Genomic DNA, 16,540 nt, shown 5'->3' with positions numbered 1-16,540 from the left:
TAACGTCATAGAAGCAAGCTTCTAATCAGTTCGCTCGACTTGCATGTATTAGGCACGCCGCCAGCGTTCATCCTGAGCCAGGATCAAACTCTCCGAAGAAATGTTTGACTTGCTCAATTTAAAAAATAAAAATTAACGTTGACGTTTACTATTTCGTTCAGTTTTCAAAGAACTCTTGTCTTAAAGCGACTCCTATATAATAACACTTTATAAGAATCGTTGTCAACACTTTTATATAACTTTTTTAAAACTACTAAAAAACTCATATATGTTTTGCTGACTTTTTATATATTACCAAAATCAAAAGCCTATGGCAAGGTTTTTTACATAAAAAAAGCCCCTGCTTTTTCAGGGGCTTTTTTTATTCTTCTGTTTCTTCAGCTTCAATTATTATATCTGTCTCTTCATGTTCATCTAATTCGTCTAAAACTTCGTCTTCATCTTCTGAAGTTTGTACTTTTGCAACCGTTGAAACAAACTCTTCGTCTCCTAAACGGATGACTTTGACACCTTGTGTGTTACGGCCCATTTGTGAAATATCTGAAACAGAAACACGGATAAGAACGCCGCTTACTGTGATAAGCATAATATCTTCTTCTTGAGATACGCATTTCAGTGCGACAACATCACCATTTTTATCAGTGATATTACATGTTCTTAAACCTTTACCGCCTCTTGTTTGTACACGATATTCTTCAATCGGCGTACGTTTTCCGTAACCATTTTTCGTAATGATCAAGACATCTGATTGTTCTTCGAGAATCTCCATACCGATTACTTCATCTTCTGAATCGAGAGTGATCCCTTTAACTCCAGTGGCTGTACGTCCCATTGAACGAACATCATTTTCATTAAAACGAATTAACATACCCTTCTTCGTTCCAATAACCATATCGCGCTTACCATCTGTCAATTTAACAGAAATCAATTCATCTTCTTCTCTTAAATTCAAGGCGATAAGTCCGCTATTTCGAATGTTCTCAAAAGAAGATAAAGGTGTACGCTTAGAAATTCCTTGTTTTGTAGTAAAGAATAGATACCAATCGTCTACAAATTCATCGACGCGAATGATGGCATTTACCCACTCACCCTTGTCTACTTCTAACAAGTTAATAATAGGTATCCCTTTAGCCGTTCTTCCGTACTCTGGAATTTCGTATCCTTTCGTACGGTAAACTTTTCCCTTATTTGTAAAGAAGAGAATCGTATCATGAGTAGAAGTTGTTAGAAGATGTTCAACAAAATCATCTTCGTTTGTATTCATTCCTTGAATACCTCTTCCGCCTCTTCGCTGACTCTTATACGTAGAAACAGGCAAGCGTTTAATATAGCCGTTGTGCGTTAAGCTAATAACAATATCTTGGCGAGGAATCAGATCCTCGTCTTCGATAATTTCAGCTCCTCCGCTTACGATTTCTGTTCGACGGCCGTCATTGAATCTTTCTTTTACTTCTATTAGTTCTTCTCTAATAATTTCTAATACTTTTTCTTCATCTGCTAAAATAGCTTTTAATTCAGCAATTAGCGCTAATAAAGATTGATATTCTGCTTCAATCTTCTCTCGCTCTAATCCTGTTAAACGCTGTAGGCGCATATCCAAAATAGCTTGCGCTTGTTTTTCAGATAACGAAAACTGCGTCATTAATCCTTCACGTGCAATATCTGTTGTTTGAGAACCTCTAATTAAAGCAATAACAGCATCTAAATTATCAAGAGCAATCTTTAAACCTTCTAAAATATGCGCACGTGCTTCTGCTTTTCGAAGTTCAAATTCAGTACGACGGCGAATAACCACTACCTGATGGTCTAAGTAGTACTGTAGACATTGCTTCAAGTTCAATACTTTTGGCTGTCCATCTACTAATGCAAGGGTATTAATACCAAAACTTGTTTGAAGAGATGTCTGCTTATATAAGTTGTTTAATAAAACATTTGCATTTGCATCACGTCTTACTTCAATAACAATACGCATACCCGAACGGTCAGACTCATCTCGTAAATCCGTAATTCCATCAATCTTTTTATCACGGGCTAGCTCGGCAATTTTTTCAATTAGCTTTGCTTTATTTACTTGGTATGGAAGTTCATGAACAAGAATAGTTTGTTTACCATTGCTTTGTTCTTCAATTTCTACTTTTGCGCGAACAATAATAGAACCTTTTCCAGTTTCATAAGCTTTACGAATTCCGCTGCGCCCAAGAATTTGTCCTGCAGTTGGGAAATCCGGGCCTGGAATAATCTCCATTAACTCTGCAATTGTGATATCAGGGTCTTGACTTACAGCTAAAACGCCGTCAATGACTTCCCCTAACTGATGCGGAGGAATATTTGTCGCCATACCTACCGCAATTCCGGCTGAACCGTTTACAAGTAAATTTGGAAATCTAGCAGGTAATACAATTGGTTCACGTTCAGAACCGTCATAGTTATCTTGGTAATCAATTGTATCTTTATTGATGTCACGTAACAGTTCCATCGAAACTTTTGACATTCTTGCTTCTGTATAACGCATAGCTGCTGCTGCATCTCCATCAACAGATCCAAAGTTTCCATGACCGTCAATTAGCATATAACGATAGCTAAAATCTTGTGCCATACGAACCATTGTTTCATATACAGCTGAGTCACCGTGTGGGTGATACTTACCAATTACTTCTCCTACGATACGAGCTGATTTTTTATATGGCTTATCCGATCCCATACCTAAATCATTCATTGCATATAAAATACGACGGTGCACAGGCTTAAGTCCGTCTCTTACATCTGGTAAAGCACGCGATACAATTACGCTCATTGCATAATCTAAAAAGGATGCGCGCATTTCTTGACTAATATTTACTTCTCTTATTTGAGAGTTTGGTTTATCTGACATCGATAAGAACCTCCTTCGCGAAGTTCAGTATAGTAATTCATATATATGTAAACGCAGGATAGAACCTATCTCCATCCTGACGTTTATATACCCTTTATAAAAAATATAAAGGGTATTACCGTTCATTTAAATATCAAGATTTTTTACGTACTGAGCATTTTCTTCAATGAAATTACGGCGTGGTTCTACTTTGTCGCCCATTAAAATTTCAAATGTCTCATCAGCTTCAATTGCATCTTGCAAGTTCACCTGAAGAAGGGTACGGAACTCTGGATCCATTGTTGTTTCCCATAATTGTTCAGGATTCATCTCTCCTAAACCTTTGTAACGCTGAAGGTTTGGTTTTGCGCCTTCAGGGAAAGAAGCTAATACCTCTTCTAATTGACGATCGTTGTACGCGTACTCCACTTTTTTACCCTGTGTAACTTTGTAAAGAGGCGGCTGGGCAATGTAAACATATCCGTGCTCAATAATCTGTCTCATATAGCGATAGAAGAACGTTAGAAGAAGAGTACGAATATGCGCACCGTCTACGTCTGCATCTGTCATAATCACAATTTTATGGTAGCGGGCTTTCGAAATATCAAAATCGTCACCAATACCCGTTCCTAGAGCGGTAATGATTGTACGAATTTCGTTATTAGATAAAATTTTATCTAAACGCGCTTTCTCTACGTTGATAATTTTACCACGTAAAGGCAAAATAGCTTGGAAATGACGGCTTCTTCCCTGCTTAGCTGAACCTCCTGCAGAGTCACCCTCTACTACATAAAGTTCGCTAATAGAAGGATCTTTTGATGAACAATCTGCTAATTTACCCGGTAAGTTTGAAATTTCAAGCGCGCTTTTACGGCGTGTAAGCTCACGAGCTTTTTTAGCCGCCATTCTTGCTCTTGCAGCCATTAAACCTTTTTCAATTACCTTTTTCGCCACAATAGGGTTCTCTAGCAAGTAAGTTTCTAAGTGTTCTGCAAACACAGAGTCAGTAATTGTTCTTGCTTCACTATTTCCCAGCTTTGTTTTTGTTTGTCCTTCGAACTGCGGATCTGGGTGCTTAATAGAGATGATAGCTGTAATTCCTTCACGAACATCTTCACCCGTTAGATTGGCGTCACTGTCTTTAAATACGCTGTTTTTACGTGCATAGTCGTTAATTACACGCGTTAACGCTGTTTTAAATCCTGCTTCGTGCGTTCCACCTTCATATGTGTGAATGTTGTTTGCAAAAGAATATAAATTACTTGTATAGCTATCGTTATATTGAATAGCAATTTCTACAGAAATGTTGTCTCGATTACCTTCAATATAGATGGGCTCTTCGTGAATCACTTCTTTCGAACGGTTTAAGTGTTCAACGTAAGACTTAATTCCGCCTTCATAGTGATATTCACGTCTTTTATCTTCTTCACGTTTGTCTTCAATCGTAATTTTAATGCCGCGATTTAAGAAAGCTAACTCACGCAGACGATTAGCTAACGTGTCAAAATCGTATTCAAGCGTTTCTGTAAAAATTTCACTGTCTGGACGGAATTGAATAACAGTACCTGTTTTATCTGTTTCTCCAACTACTTTTAAGTCAGCAGCCGGTACACCTCGTTCATATTTTTGATAATGAACTTTACCGTCACGATGTACGTGCACTTCCAAAGAGGTAGAAAGTGCGTTAACAACTGAGGCACCTACACCGTGTAATCCACCAGATACTTTATAGCCGCCGCCGCCAAATTTACCTCCGGCATGAAGAACCGTTAAGATAACTTCAACAGCAGGTCTGCCCATTTTTTCTTGAATACCAACCGGAATTCCACGACCGTTATCTTTGACTGTAATACTATTATCCTTTTCGATAATAACATTAATTTCATCGCAATAGCCGGCCAGCGCTTCATCAATACTATTATCTACAATTTCCCATACAAGATGATGTAAACCCTTTGCGCTCGTCGATCCAATATACATCCCCGGACGTTTACGAACAGCTTCTAATCCTTCTAATACTTGTATCTGATCAGCTTCATATGCTTGTACTTCTTTTTGTTCCATCGTCAAATGTATCACCTACACTTTTTTTTAACAGCAAACTGCTGTATTTATCATTTTGTATTATGTTTTTCGAATATTATGTGGAAATAATACGGAGCCTTTAATGTATTTGCATTTTGTTTACTTATGCACAAAATTTTCATAATCGAGGGTACGAGTTGAAATATATAGACTTAAAACTATAATGATATCATATTTCAGTTAGATTGCCTTGCGAAAAGTTTTTAGACAGATCAATTGCTATTTGACCTTTTGAATTTGGCCAGCTTCTACGTGATATGTAGCGGCTTTTTCTAAGGTCTCGTGATGAATTCCTTCAATGCTCGTTGTCGTTACAAACGTCTGAACTTTTCCTTGAATGGTATTTAGCAAGTGTGATTGACGAAAATCATCTAATTCAGACAATACGTCGTCTAAAAGCAAGATTGGATATTCACCTACTTCTTGATGAATTAACTCAATTTCAGCAAGCTTTAACGATAAAGCAGTCGTCCGCTGTTGCCCTTGTGAACCAAATGTTTGAACGTCTTTCTCATTAACGTAGAAAAGAAGATCATCACGGTGTGGTCCTGCTAAGGTGACACCTCTATCAATTTCTCTACTTTTTATTTTATCAAACTTTTGATGATATGCTTCTAACATTTTCGACAAATCTGCATCTTCTGATACATCAATTGAATTCTTATACTCAATTTTTAATGTTTCTAAGTCTCGACTGATCCCTTTATGAATAGGCTCTGCCCACTGTTGGAGTAACCGTAAAAACTCAAAACGTTTTTTTAAGATTTTCGCCGCCATTTCACTTAACTGTAACGTAAGTACGTCTAAAAGTGAAAGATCCGTTTGTTTTTTTGTCTGCAGCTGCTTCAAATATTGATTTCTTTGCTGCAAAATCTTTTGATACCTGCTTAAATCATGCATGTAAACAGGCGAAACTTGACCAATCTCCATATCGATAAATTTGCGCCTTACTTGCGGACTCCCTTTAACTAAGTTCAAATCCTCCGGAGCAAACATGACAGTGTTAATTGACCCTATATATTGACTGAGTTTTTTCTGCTCAATGTGATTATATTTTGCTTTTTTCCCTTTTGTTGAGATGACTAAATCCAGTGTAACAGGCCCTCTATGCTTTTCTACAATGCCAGATAGCTTTGCATACTCACAGTCCCATTTAATTAATTCTTTATCGTTGGATGTACGATGAGATTTAGCCATAGATAATACGAAGATCGATTCCATCACGTTTGTTTTACCCTGTGCGTTTTCACCCAAAATGACGTTTACTTTATTTTCAAAAGGAATCGTTGTCTTCGTATAGTTTCGGTAATTTGTTAAAGTAATTTCTTTAATATACAAACGTTTCACCAACTTTAAGTAATGACAACAAATGATCCTGCAGCCGGTATATCCACTTCGTCATTTGCATATAATTTACGTCCGCGGCGCTCTTCTAGCTCCCCGTTTACATATACTTCGTGCTCACTTAAAAACCATTTTACCATTCCACCTGTTTGAATGACGTCTGCTAGTTTTAAAAACTGGCCAAGCGTAATGTATTCAGTTGAAATTTTAACTTCTGTTTTCATGCGACTCTCTCACTTTCTAATGATGTACCTCTATTTTACTAAATAATTCTCCTTGAGAAAAGAAAGCTACTAGTACGGCATGCTAGTAGCTTTCTGAGATTTAATATGTTCGCACTGGTAAAATCAGCTGCAGCATTGAATCATCCTCTAATGTTCGAATGACAAATGGACGCATCGCACCAGTGAAGTTAATTTTGATATCTGTTCCTTCGAGCGCTTTTAATGCGTCTAACATATATTTTGCGCTAAAAGAAATTTTTAATTCTTCTCCTGAGATAGACTGACTTTGTACCTCTTCAATTACTTTTCCGATTTCAGGAGAGTTAGAAGAAATTTCAACAATTCCCTCATCCAGCGTAGATAGTTTTACTACGTTGTTTCTTCCTTCACGAGCTAATAAAGAAGCGCGGTCAATCGATTGCAAGAATTCTTTTACGTTCAATATAACATCCGTTTTACTATCAGCTGGAATTAATCTTGAAGTATCAGGATAATTTCCGTCCAACAATCTTGAGAAAAATAGTAAATGTTTTGTTTTAAATAATACTTGATTTTCCGTGATAACAATGTCTACTAATTCATGAGAATCATCAAGGATCTTACTGAATTCACTTAAACTTTTACCTGGAATAACCACATTATACGTTGCTTCATTTCCAGTTTCAATGGTCGCTTTTCGCAAAGCTAGGCGGTGGCTGTCAGTGGCAATGCACGTTAATTCTTTGCCATCGACTTTCCAGTTTACACCTGTCAAGATAGGTCGTGTTTCTGAGGTGGACACCGCAAAGACAGTTTGTCGAATCATGTTTTTTAATAAGTCTGTCGGTAATCTAAACATATTGTTTTCTTCGATCTGTGGCAAATGAGGATACTCTTCTGCATCTAAACCGTTTAAGTTAAATTCAGCTTTTCCTGAACGAATGATTGTTAAGAAGTGACTTTGGACGTCTAATTCTACAATGTCTTTAGGAAGCTTTTTGACGATTTCACTAAAGAAACGAGCTGGGAGAACAACGCTGCCTGGTTTTTGGATATCAACAATCTCTTTTCCTTCTTCTTCGTTTGGAATAAACGATTCAATCGAGATATCAGAATCACTTCCTGTTAAGGTAACACCTTCTTCAGTCGCTACAATTTTAATCCCCGTTAAAATTGGAATGGTTGTTCTAGAAGATACAGCTTTCATAACGTCTTGAACGCTTTGAACTAGATAGTCTTTCTGTATGATAAATTTCATAATAATTAATCCTCCTTAAAAGTAGGTTTAAAAGCTTATTATTTATTATATTTTAAGATAGTAGTAGTAATAGGGGCTGTGGAAATGTGGATAACCCCTAAAAACGTGAGAACACAGCCTATCCACATGTGGACAGACTGTGTACAATCCTAACTCACTTATACACAAAATACAAGTAAAAAAAGCCTATATTTTTAGTGATTCACTTATTTCTTTAATTTGTTTTTGTAGGTCAGTATCTGTTTGAACAAGTTTTGAAATTTTTTCATGAGCATGGATGACAGTAGTATGGTCTCGCCCGCCAAACTCTTCTCCAATTTTAGGCAGCGAAAAATCTGTTAGTTCGCGAGAAAGGTACATGGCAATTTGTCTAGGAAACGCTACTGACTTTGTACGTTTCTTCGCTTTAAAATCATCTAATTTTATATTAAATTCTTGTCCAACAATCTGTTGGATGTCTTGAATCGTAATAACCCTAGGTTTTGAACTAGGAATGATATCTTTTAATGCTTCTGCTGCTAAATCAGCGTTTATATCTTTATTAATTAGTGAAGAATAAGCTACTACACGAATAAGTGCGCCTTCTAATTCTCTGATATTTGAATCAATCTGATTGGCGATATAAAGCATAACTTCATTTGGAATAACTAAGCCGTCCGCTTTTGCTTTTTTACGCAAAATAGCAATTCGTGTTTCCAAATCTGGTGGTGTGATATCTGTAATAAGGCCCCATTCAAAGCGAGAGCGAAGTCGATCTTCAAGTGTAGGAATTTCTTTCGGCGGTCGATCACTTGAGATGACAATCTGCTTGCTTTCTTCGTGAAGCGTATTAAACGTATGGAAAAATTCTTCTTGTGTCTGCTCTTTACCTGCTAAGAATTGAATATCATCAATCAGTAAAACATCTACATTACGGTATTTGTTGCGGAATTCTACTGCTTTATTGTCACGAATAGAGTTAATAAACTCATTTGTGAATTTTTCAGATGATAAGTACACGACTTTCGCGGCAGGATTATGATCTAACACATAGTGGCCTATGGCGTGCATTAAGTGTGTTTTACCTAATCCTACTCCCCCGTAAATAAAAAGCGGATTATACGCTTTAGCCGGCGCTTCTGCTACTGCTAAAGAAGCTGCATGCGCAAACCGATTTCCAGATCCGATAACAAATGTATCAAAGGTATACTTCGAATTTAGCATGCTTTGAGGAAATTCTGCTCCTTCGTCTTTATTGACTTTCTTTTTAGGAGTTTGAATATCGAATTCTTCCTCGGCCTGGTTAGGAGGAATAATAAATTTTACATCTAACTCTTCCCCCGTAAGATCATAAAGCGTTTCAGCAATTAAATTAGAATACCTAGATTCTAACCAGTCCCGTGCAAAATCATTAGGCGCAGTAATAATGAGCGTGTCTCCTTGTAAAGCATGAGCTTTTGTCGATTTGAGCCACGTTTCAAAACTAGGTTTGCTTAATTTTTTTTCAATTTGATCTAAAGCTCTATTCCATAAATCATGAATGTTTTCCAACGAGCAATCCCTCCTTTTTCTAGCTTTTATGCGCTTTGTACAACTCTTGTACAACCTGTACAAAACCTTATGCATAAAAAATTTATATTTATACAATTGCTATTATGTGGGTAAATATATATTATAGAAGAAAGCCGACTATTCGACAGATTCCACATGGTGTGGATAACTTTATACAGTGATAGTGGAAATGATGTCCACAAGTTGTCCACAGTTTGTGGATAAAAACCAACTGTGGAAAAGTAATTAAGAGTGAAAACAAAAATATAATATCAAAGAATTCGGCATGATGCAATGAATTTTCGAAACTTATCCACAATCACTACACCTTGTGGAGAAAAGTTTTCCACAACACAAGATAGTGTGCATGAGTTGTCGATAAGAAATGGAAAAGTAGAAAAATGTCGAAAAAACTTATCCACAAAGGTTTAAGAGAAGAATTTGAATAAAAAAGAGGCTTTTTATAACATTTATTGTTGTAGTTTTGTTCAGTAACGATGCGATCACAGCTGGTAGAGAAAGAAAAAGAGATGAAAAGGAAAAATTTTTTCTTTAATAAATCAATGAATTTTATTGATTAGGTATAGACAATTGGGTTATAAAGATATTAGAATGAAGAAGATTGAGTAAAACAGATAATGAAACCAAGAGATTGAAAATTTTATTTTTTAAATAACATTGACATCTTCTTAGTCTTTTCATTATAATTGCAAGGACTGTCTTTTTCAGTTATTCCTCGAGGAGGTGTTTATAGATGAAAAGAACTTACCAACCAAACAAACGTAAGCACAGTAAAGTACACGGTTTCCGCGCTCGTATGAGCTCAGCGAATGGACGTAAAGTTTTAGCTCGTCGTCGTCGTAAAGGAAGAAAAGTATTATCAGCATAATAGACCACTGACGCCAGTGGTCTTTTTTCGCTTTATAAGACTAAAATCACCTCTGTTCCTGTAGGGACTACATAAAAGCATGACCTGAAAAAGGGCAGGAGTTGTTAAAAATGAAAAAAAGATATCGTATAAAAAAGAATGATGAATTTCAAACAGTTTTTAAAAAGGGCAAGTCCGTAGCGAATCGCCAATTTGTCTTGTATGTTCTAGACAAACCGGATCAAGAACATTTCCGCGTAGGATTCTCCGTGGGCAAAAAGATTGGAAATGCCGTGACTCGTAATCGAGTTAAGCGCCTTGCTAAACAAATTATGTTTGAATTCACACCGTATTTGAAGCAAGACAAAGATTATATTGTAATTGCAAGGCAGCCTGCTGCAACAATGAGCTATGAAGAAATTAAAAGTAGCTTGCAGCATGTCTTTAAGCGTGGCAAATTACTTACACATAGACAAAACGATTAATAAACAATAGAAGAAAAGCCTTTAATAGCTGTTGTTTTTCTACCGCATCCTTATATAATGGATTTTGACGCACTTTCAGAATTGAAAGGTGAACATGTAGAAGGAGGAAAAACAGGTGAAGAAGAAGTTGTTTTTAGGGATAACACTTATCTTTCTATTAACTGTTTTAGCGGGTTGTACGGAAATTAACCAACCTATTACAGATGATAGTAAAGGTTTTTGGAATGAGTATGTTGTGTATCCGCTGTCATTAGTCATTACGTATCTGGCGGAGGTATTTAAAAGCTATGGAGTTGCGATCATCGTTGTCACAATCCTGATTCGCTTACTTATTCTACCGCTTATGATTAAACAGATGAGAAACACGAAAGCAATGCAGACACTTCAGCCCGAAATGCAGAAGTTAAAGGAGAAGTACAGTTCAAAAGATGCCCAGACGCAGCAGCAATTGCAGAAAGAAACGATGGCATTATTCCAAACTTACGGAGTAAATCCTTTAGCTGGGTGCTTCCCAATTCTAATTCAAATGCCCATTCTTATTGGGATTTTCCACGCGATTACACGAACGTCAGAAATCGCAAACAACAGCTTTTTATGGTTTGATTTAGGTGCGCGTGACCCGCTATTTATCTTACCAATTGTCGCAGGAATCACAACGTTTATTCAGCAAAAGATGATGATGGCCGGAAATGCAAATCAAAATCCTCAAATGGCTATGATGCTTTGGGTTATGCCGATTATGATTGTGGTTTTTGCAATCAATTTTCCAGCCGCCTTATCTCTTTATTGGGTAGTGGGAAATCTATTTATGATTATTCAAACCTACTTCATTAAAGGGCCAGACTTAAAACAAGCGAATATTGAAGGGGTTAAAAAATGAACGAAATCACAATTACGGCCCAGACGATTGAAGCTGCTGTTCAAGAAGCATTAGATGCTTTAGAAGTAGAGCGAAATCAAGCAAATGTAGAAATAATTGAACCAGGCAAAAAAGGATTTTTAGGAATCTTTAAGGGAAAACCTGCAGTTGTAAAAGTTACAAAAATAGTTGACCCTGTAGAGGAAGCGGTTCATTTTATTACAAATGTTAGCCGTAAAATGGGGATTTCGATTCATACGAACGTCAAAAAAACCTCGAGAAACTGCATAATTGAGATTAGTAGTGATTCTGCGGGAATGTTGATTGGAAAACATGGACAAACCCTTAATGCGCTCCAGCTTCTCACACAACTGGTAGCTAATCGATACAGTCAGCAATTTTTAAATGTTGTATTAAACCCAGAAGGCTACCGAGAAAAACGAAAAGAAATGGTCGAAAAACTGGCATTAAAAATAGCAAATCAGGCGATTAAAACGAATCGATCTGTTCAACTAGAACCAATGCCTTCGCATGAAAGAAAAATGATTCACCAAGTGTTAGCTAAAAATTCTTTAGTTGAGACACACTCTGTCGGAAAAGAACCAAAAAGAAGTATTTTGGTTCAGCCCGTCGGAAAAAAGCACTAGCAAAATGCGCTAGTGCTTTTTTATGTTTACTTTTATCAAGCTAGCGTTCAAAAAATCAAGTTACATACGTTGTTATTCACATGTGGATAAGTTAAAATAGTACATACTGCCTGTTTTTCTTACTGTGTATAACAGAAGAACGTTAGAGATGTTCCAAATCGGTGAATTGTGGTATTCTATTTATTTGGTTCATACAAATTACGGGCCTTAAAATAGATGTTTTTGTTCGTGGAAAATTGTTAACGATGATAGTATATAACATCGTTTAAAATAAAAGGTTTATAAAATGAAATGAGGTGAAGTTGGTGCTAGATTTTGATACAATTGCGGCCATTTCTACACCAATGGGAGAAGGAGCTATTGCCATCGTCCGCCTGAGTGGTGAAGAAGCCATTACGATTGCAGATCGTATCTTTAAAAGCGTTTCGAACAAACGATTAACAGACGTAGCTTCTCATACTATTCACTACGGTCATATCGTAGATCCCAAGACAGAGCAAGTCGTCGAAGAAGTGATGCTTTCCATTATGAAAGGTCCCAAGACATTTACTAGAGAAGACATTATTGAAATTAACTGTCACGGAGGAATTGTATCCGTTAATCGTGTGCTGCAGTTAGTTATTGCAAATGGTGCCCGTTTAGCTGAGCCGGGTGAGTTTACAAAACGAGCGTTTTTAAATGGTCGAGTAGACTTGTCACAAGCAGAAGCTGTCATGGATTTAATTCGTGCCAAAACAGATAAAGCGATGAATATGGCGATTGGCCAAATGGAAGGGCGTTTGTCCAAGCTAGTACGTCATTTACGGCAGGAAATTCTCGAAACACTTGCCCATGTAGAAGTAAACATTGACTACCCAGAATATGACGATGTGGAGGAAATGACTCACCAAGTATTGATCGAAAAAGCTTCAAATGTACGCCAAGAAATTGATAAGCTTCTTCAAACCTCTCATCAAGGAAAAATTTTAAGAGAAGGATTGGCTACGGTTATTATTGGACGTCCTAATGTAGGGAAATCTTCTCTTTTAAATAGTTTAGTGCAAGATGCAAAGGCCATTGTCACAGACATTCCTGGAACGACGCGAGATGTAATCGAAGAGTACGTCAATGTGCGAGGAGTTCCTCTGCGATTAGTTGATACAGCTGGAATTCGTGAAACAGAAGATATTGTAGAACGAATTGGTGTGGAACGCTCCCGTCAGTACTTGAAAGAAGCAGATTTAATTTTGCTTGTGTTGAATTTTAATGAAGAACTAACGGACGAAGATAAAAAGCTATTTGAAGCTGTAAAAGGCATGGACGTTATCGTGATTGTGAATAAAACAGATCTTGAGCAAAAAATTAATCTAGAGGAAGTGCAGAAATTTGCTGGTGATCATCCAATAGTTACGACTTCGCTTCTTCAAGAACAAGGAGTAGATCAGCTTGAAGAAGCAATCGCAGCTCTTTTCTTTGGAGGAACAATTGAATCTCAAGATTTAACATATTTATCTAATACGAGACATATTGCGCTTTTAACGCAAGCAAGAGGAGCTATCGATGAGGCCATCACAGGCATTGAAAGTGGTGTTCCAATCGATATCGTCCAAATTGATTTAACAAGAACGTGGGAACTATTAGGTGAAATTATTGGTGATGCTGTTCACGAAAGCTTAATTGATCAGTTATTCTCTCAATTCTGTTTAGGAAAATAGATTATTAAAGGAGGCTACTATTATGCAATATGAAGGTGGACAATATGATGTTATTGTCATTGGAGCAGGTCATGCAGGTTGTGAAGCGGCACTTGCTTCTGCGCGTATGGGTGCTAAAACGTTAACGTTGACCATCAACTTAGACATGGTGGCGTTTATGCCCTGCAACCCTTCTGTAGGGGGTCCTGCAAAAGGTATTGTCGTACGTGAAATTGATGCTCTTGGCGGAGAAATGGGTAGAAATATCGATAAAACTCATATTCAAATGAGAATGTTAAACACAGGAAAAGGTCCAGCTGTTCGAGCACTTAGAGCTCAAGCGGATAAATTTGCTTATCAGCATGAAATGAAAAAAACGTTAGAAAACGAAGAAAATCTAACGCTTATGCAAGGTATGGTAGAACAATTAATCGTAGAAGACGGTGTATGTACGGGCGTTGTCACTCAAACGGGAGCTGTGTATAAAGCTAAAACAGTTGTTATTACGACAGGGACATTCTTACGCGGGGAAATTATTTTAGGTGAACTAAAATATTCAAGCGGTCCTAATAATCAACAACCGGCTATTAAGCTTTCTGAACACTTAGAGGAGTTAGGACTGGACATGGTCCGTTTTAAAACAGGAACTCCACCTCGTGTTAATAGCTCAACTATTGATTACAGCAAAACAGAGATTCAGCCTGGGGATGATGTGCCTCGTGCTTTCTCATACGAAACAACACAGTACATTACAGATCAACTGCCTTGCTGGTTAACATATACAAGTGAACAAACTCATCAAATTATTGATGACAACCTTCACTTATCTCCTATGTATTCTGGGATGATCAAAGGTACTGGACCACGCTACTGTCCATCTATTGAAGATAAGGTTGTGCGCTTTAATGATAAACCGCGCCACCAAATTTTCTTAGAGCCAGAAGGACGAAATACGCAAGAAGTATATGTTCAAGGACTATCAACAAGTCTTCCTGAGCACGTACAGCGTCAAATGCTTGCGACAATTCCGGGTCTTGAAAAAGTCCAAATGATGCGTGCGGGCTATGCTATTGAATATGATGCAATTGTTCCGACTCAGTTATGGCCAACGCTTGAAACGAAGAAAATTAAAAATCTTTATACGGCTGGACAAATTAACGGAACATCTGGTTATGAAGAAGCTGCAGGCCAAGGTCTTCTTGCTGGAATTAACGCGGGAAGAAGAGCCCTGGAACAAGAAGAAGTCATCTTAGGACGTTCTGATGCTTACATCGGTGTATTGGTGGATGATTTAGTAACAAAAGGAACAAATGAACCGTATCGTCTGTTAACGTCTCGTGCAGAATATCGTTTATTGCTTCGTCATGATAACGCTGATTTACGCCTTACTGAAATTGGTCGTGAACTAGGATTAATCAGCGATGAGCGCTATGCTAAATTTGAACAGAAGAAAGCGGAAATCGAGCAAGAGAAGAAACGTCTTTTCTCCTTTATTATTAAGCCGAACGAAGCTGTTCAACAACTGATTAAAGAAGCTGGCGGCAGCGAATTAAAAGATGGCATTCGTGCGACAGATTTACTTCGCCGTCCTGAAATGACATATACTCATATTCATCAATTAGCACCAGCTGATGAGACGGTAGATCCTGAAGTAGCTGAACAAGTAGAAATTCAGGTGAAATACGAAGGATATATTCAGAAATCACTTCAGCAAGTTGAACGCTTGAAGAAGTTAGAAAACAAAAAGATTCCTGATTATATTGATTATGATGCAATTAACGGTTTAGCTACAGAAGCACGTCAAAAATTAAACCAAGTGCGGCCACTAACGGTAGCGCAAGCTTCACGTATTTCTGGAGTCAACCCAGCTGATATTTCAATCTTGCTTGTTTATATTGAACAAGGGCGCATCGCTAAAGTATCAAATGATTAAAACTCTTAGGCGCGAAGAAAGGGAAACTCAATGAATATTCAACAGTTTCAACAGCTATTAGAAGAAAAGGGAATTTCTCTTTCTTCTAAACAGCTGAATCAATTTGAAAAGTATTATCAAGTTTTAGTGGAATGGAACGAAAAAATGAATTTAACTGCTATCACTGATCACGGTGAAGTGTATGAAAAGCATTTTTACGATTCTATTTCAGCTGCTTTTTTTCAAGACTTTACAGAAATTGAATCCATGTGTGATGTAGGTGCAGGAGCAGGATTTCCAAGTATTCCGATCAAAATTTGCTTTCCGCATTTGCATGTAACAATCGTTGATTCGTTACAAAAGCGTATTACGTTTTTAACGCATCTTGTAAATGAGCTTGAACTAGACAATGTCACACTATGTCATGATCGAGCTGAAACATTTGGTAAAAAAGAAACGATTCGCGAGTCATTCGATCTTGTAACGGCAAGAGCCGTCGCACGTATCTCGGTTCTTAATGAATTTTGCTTACCGCTTGTTAAAGAACAAGGACGCTTTTTAGCAATGAAAGGTGCTTCTGCCCCAGAGGAATTGAAAAATGGAGAAAAATCATTCCAAGTATTAGGCGGAAAAGTGAAGTCGATTGAACATTTCCAATTGCCTTTGGAGCAAAGTGAACGTTACATTATTTTAATAGACAAAATCAAGAAAACGCCTAAAAAATATCCTAGAAAACCTGGTACCCCAGTTAAGCTTCCACTAGAGTAGGCATTAAATAGATAGAGAAGAGAATGTTTCATATGAAACATTTTCTTCTCTATATTT

Annotated in this window: 13 protein-coding genes and 1 rRNA gene; 7 read left to right on the top strand and 7 right to left on the bottom strand. The window is 37.3% G+C overall.

Features of this window, described 5'->3' with window-relative positions; translation table 11 throughout:
- From AC0KUU_RS23255 to dnaA, 7 genes are all read right to left on the bottom strand, one after another.
- Positions 1-99: ribosomal RNA gene (locus AC0KUU_RS23255) — 16S ribosomal RNA — on the bottom strand; the annotation flags it as partial.
- Between the two features lie 262 nt (positions 100-361).
- The gene (gene gyrA, locus AC0KUU_RS23250) at positions 362-2,872 is read right to left on the bottom strand and encodes a DNA gyrase subunit A (RefSeq protein ID WP_025752396.1); all 2,511 of its coding nucleotides are present in this window, start codon (positions 2,870-2,872) and stop codon (positions 362-364) included.
- Positions 2,873-2,998: 126 nt separating this feature from the next.
- Entirely contained in the window at positions 2,999-4,915 is a 1,917-nt protein-coding gene (gene gyrB / locus AC0KUU_RS23245; protein ID WP_025752397.1) for a DNA topoisomerase (ATP-hydrolyzing) subunit B, read from the bottom strand.
- A 240-nt stretch (positions 4,916-5,155) separates the two neighbouring features.
- A complete protein-coding gene (gene recF / locus AC0KUU_RS23240) occupies positions 5,156-6,274 on the bottom strand; it encodes a DNA replication/repair protein RecF (protein WP_043977615.1) in 1,119 nt (372 codons plus the stop codon).
- Positions 6,275-6,288: 14 nt separating this feature from the next.
- Positions 6,289-6,504 carry a S4 domain-containing protein YaaA gene (gene yaaA, locus AC0KUU_RS23235; protein ID WP_013054822.1) on the bottom strand — a complete coding sequence of 72 codons (216 nt, stop codon included), beginning with the start codon at positions 6,502-6,504 and terminating at the stop codon, positions 6,289-6,291.
- Positions 6,505-6,604: 100 nt separating this feature from the next.
- The gene (gene dnaN / locus AC0KUU_RS23230) at positions 6,605-7,741 is read right to left on the bottom strand and encodes a DNA polymerase III subunit beta (protein ID WP_013054821.1); all 1,137 of its coding nucleotides are present in this window, start codon (positions 7,739-7,741) and stop codon (positions 6,605-6,607) included.
- A 186-nt stretch (positions 7,742-7,927) separates the two neighbouring features.
- The gene (dnaA, locus tag AC0KUU_RS23225) at positions 7,928-9,271 is read right to left on the bottom strand and encodes a chromosomal replication initiator protein DnaA (RefSeq protein WP_028411911.1); all 1,344 of its coding nucleotides are present in this window, start codon (positions 9,269-9,271) and stop codon (positions 7,928-7,930) included.
- Between the two features lie 754 nt (positions 9,272-10,025).
- On the opposite strand from dnaA, the gene rpmH reads away from it, so the two are divergent.
- From rpmH to rsmG, 7 genes are all read left to right on the top strand, one after another.
- Positions 10,026-10,160: a 50S ribosomal protein L34 gene (gene rpmH, locus AC0KUU_RS23220; protein ID WP_013059930.1), complete on the top strand. Its 135-nt coding sequence runs from the start codon at positions 10,026-10,028 to the stop codon at positions 10,158-10,160.
- Positions 10,161-10,270: 110 nt separating this feature from the next.
- Complete coding sequence (gene rnpA, locus AC0KUU_RS23215) at positions 10,271-10,624, top strand: ribonuclease P protein component (RefSeq protein WP_013059929.1); 354 nt, start codon at positions 10,271-10,273, stop codon at positions 10,622-10,624.
- 115 nt (positions 10,625-10,739) lie between these two features.
- Complete coding sequence (gene spoIIIJ / locus AC0KUU_RS23210; RefSeq protein WP_013085568.1) at positions 10,740-11,504, top strand: YidC family membrane integrase SpoIIIJ; 765 nt, start codon at positions 10,740-10,742, stop codon at positions 11,502-11,504.
- The gene (gene jag / locus AC0KUU_RS23205; RefSeq protein WP_043977608.1) at positions 11,501-12,130 is read left to right on the top strand and encodes an RNA-binding cell elongation regulator Jag/EloR; all 630 of its coding nucleotides are present in this window, start codon (positions 11,501-11,503) and stop codon (positions 12,128-12,130) included. The genes spoIIIJ and jag overlap by 4 nt, the downstream gene beginning before the upstream one ends.
- Positions 12,131-12,435: 305 nt before the next feature.
- A complete protein-coding gene (mnmE, locus tag AC0KUU_RS23200; protein ID WP_162215127.1) occupies positions 12,436-13,824 on the top strand; it encodes a tRNA uridine-5-carboxymethylaminomethyl(34) synthesis GTPase MnmE in 1,389 nt (462 codons plus the stop codon).
- 22 nt (positions 13,825-13,846) lie between these two features.
- The gene (gene mnmG / locus AC0KUU_RS23195; protein ID WP_013059925.1) at positions 13,847-15,736 is read left to right on the top strand and encodes a tRNA uridine-5-carboxymethylaminomethyl(34) synthesis enzyme MnmG; all 1,890 of its coding nucleotides are present in this window, start codon (positions 13,847-13,849) and stop codon (positions 15,734-15,736) included.
- A gap of 30 nt (positions 15,737-15,766) precedes the next feature.
- The gene (rsmG, locus tag AC0KUU_RS23190; RefSeq protein ID WP_013085565.1) at positions 15,767-16,483 is read left to right on the top strand and encodes a 16S rRNA (guanine(527)-N(7))-methyltransferase RsmG; all 717 of its coding nucleotides are present in this window, start codon (positions 15,767-15,769) and stop codon (positions 16,481-16,483) included.
- The last annotated feature ends 57 nt before the right edge of the window (positions 16,484-16,540 follow it).

The sequence above is a fragment of the Priestia sp. ST2 genome (assembly GCF_055810735.1).
This window is presented reverse-complemented; position numbering and strand designations above follow the sequence as displayed.

Bases quoted from the DNA above. Each gene is read 5' to 3' on its own strand.
- gyrA (WP_025752396.1), bottom strand. From the start codon at position 2,872: ATGTCAGATAAACCAAACTCTCAAATAAGAGAAGTAAATATTAGTCAA.
- gyrB (WP_025752397.1), bottom strand. From the start codon at position 4,915: ATGGAACAAAAAGAAGTACAAGCATATGAAGCTGATCAGATACAAGTA.
- yaaA (WP_013054822.1), bottom strand. From the start codon at position 6,504: ATGAAAACAGAAGTTAAAATTTCAACTGAATACATTACGCTTGGCCAG.
- dnaN (WP_013054821.1), bottom strand. From the start codon at position 7,741: ATGAAATTTATCATACAGAAAGACTATCTAGTTCAAAGCGTTCAAGAC.
- rpmH (WP_013059930.1), top strand. From the start codon at position 10,026: ATGAAAAGAACTTACCAACCAAACAAACGTAAGCACAGTAAAGTACAC.
- rnpA (WP_013059929.1), top strand. From the start codon at position 10,271: ATGAAAAAAAGATATCGTATAAAAAAGAATGATGAATTTCAAACAGTT.
- jag (WP_043977608.1), top strand. From the start codon at position 11,501: ATGAACGAAATCACAATTACGGCCCAGACGATTGAAGCTGCTGTTCAA.
- mnmG (WP_013059925.1), top strand. From the start codon at position 13,847: ATGCAATATGAAGGTGGACAATATGATGTTATTGTCATTGGAGCAGGT.
- rsmG (WP_013085565.1), top strand. From the start codon at position 15,767: ATGAATATTCAACAGTTTCAACAGCTATTAGAAGAAAAGGGAATTTCT.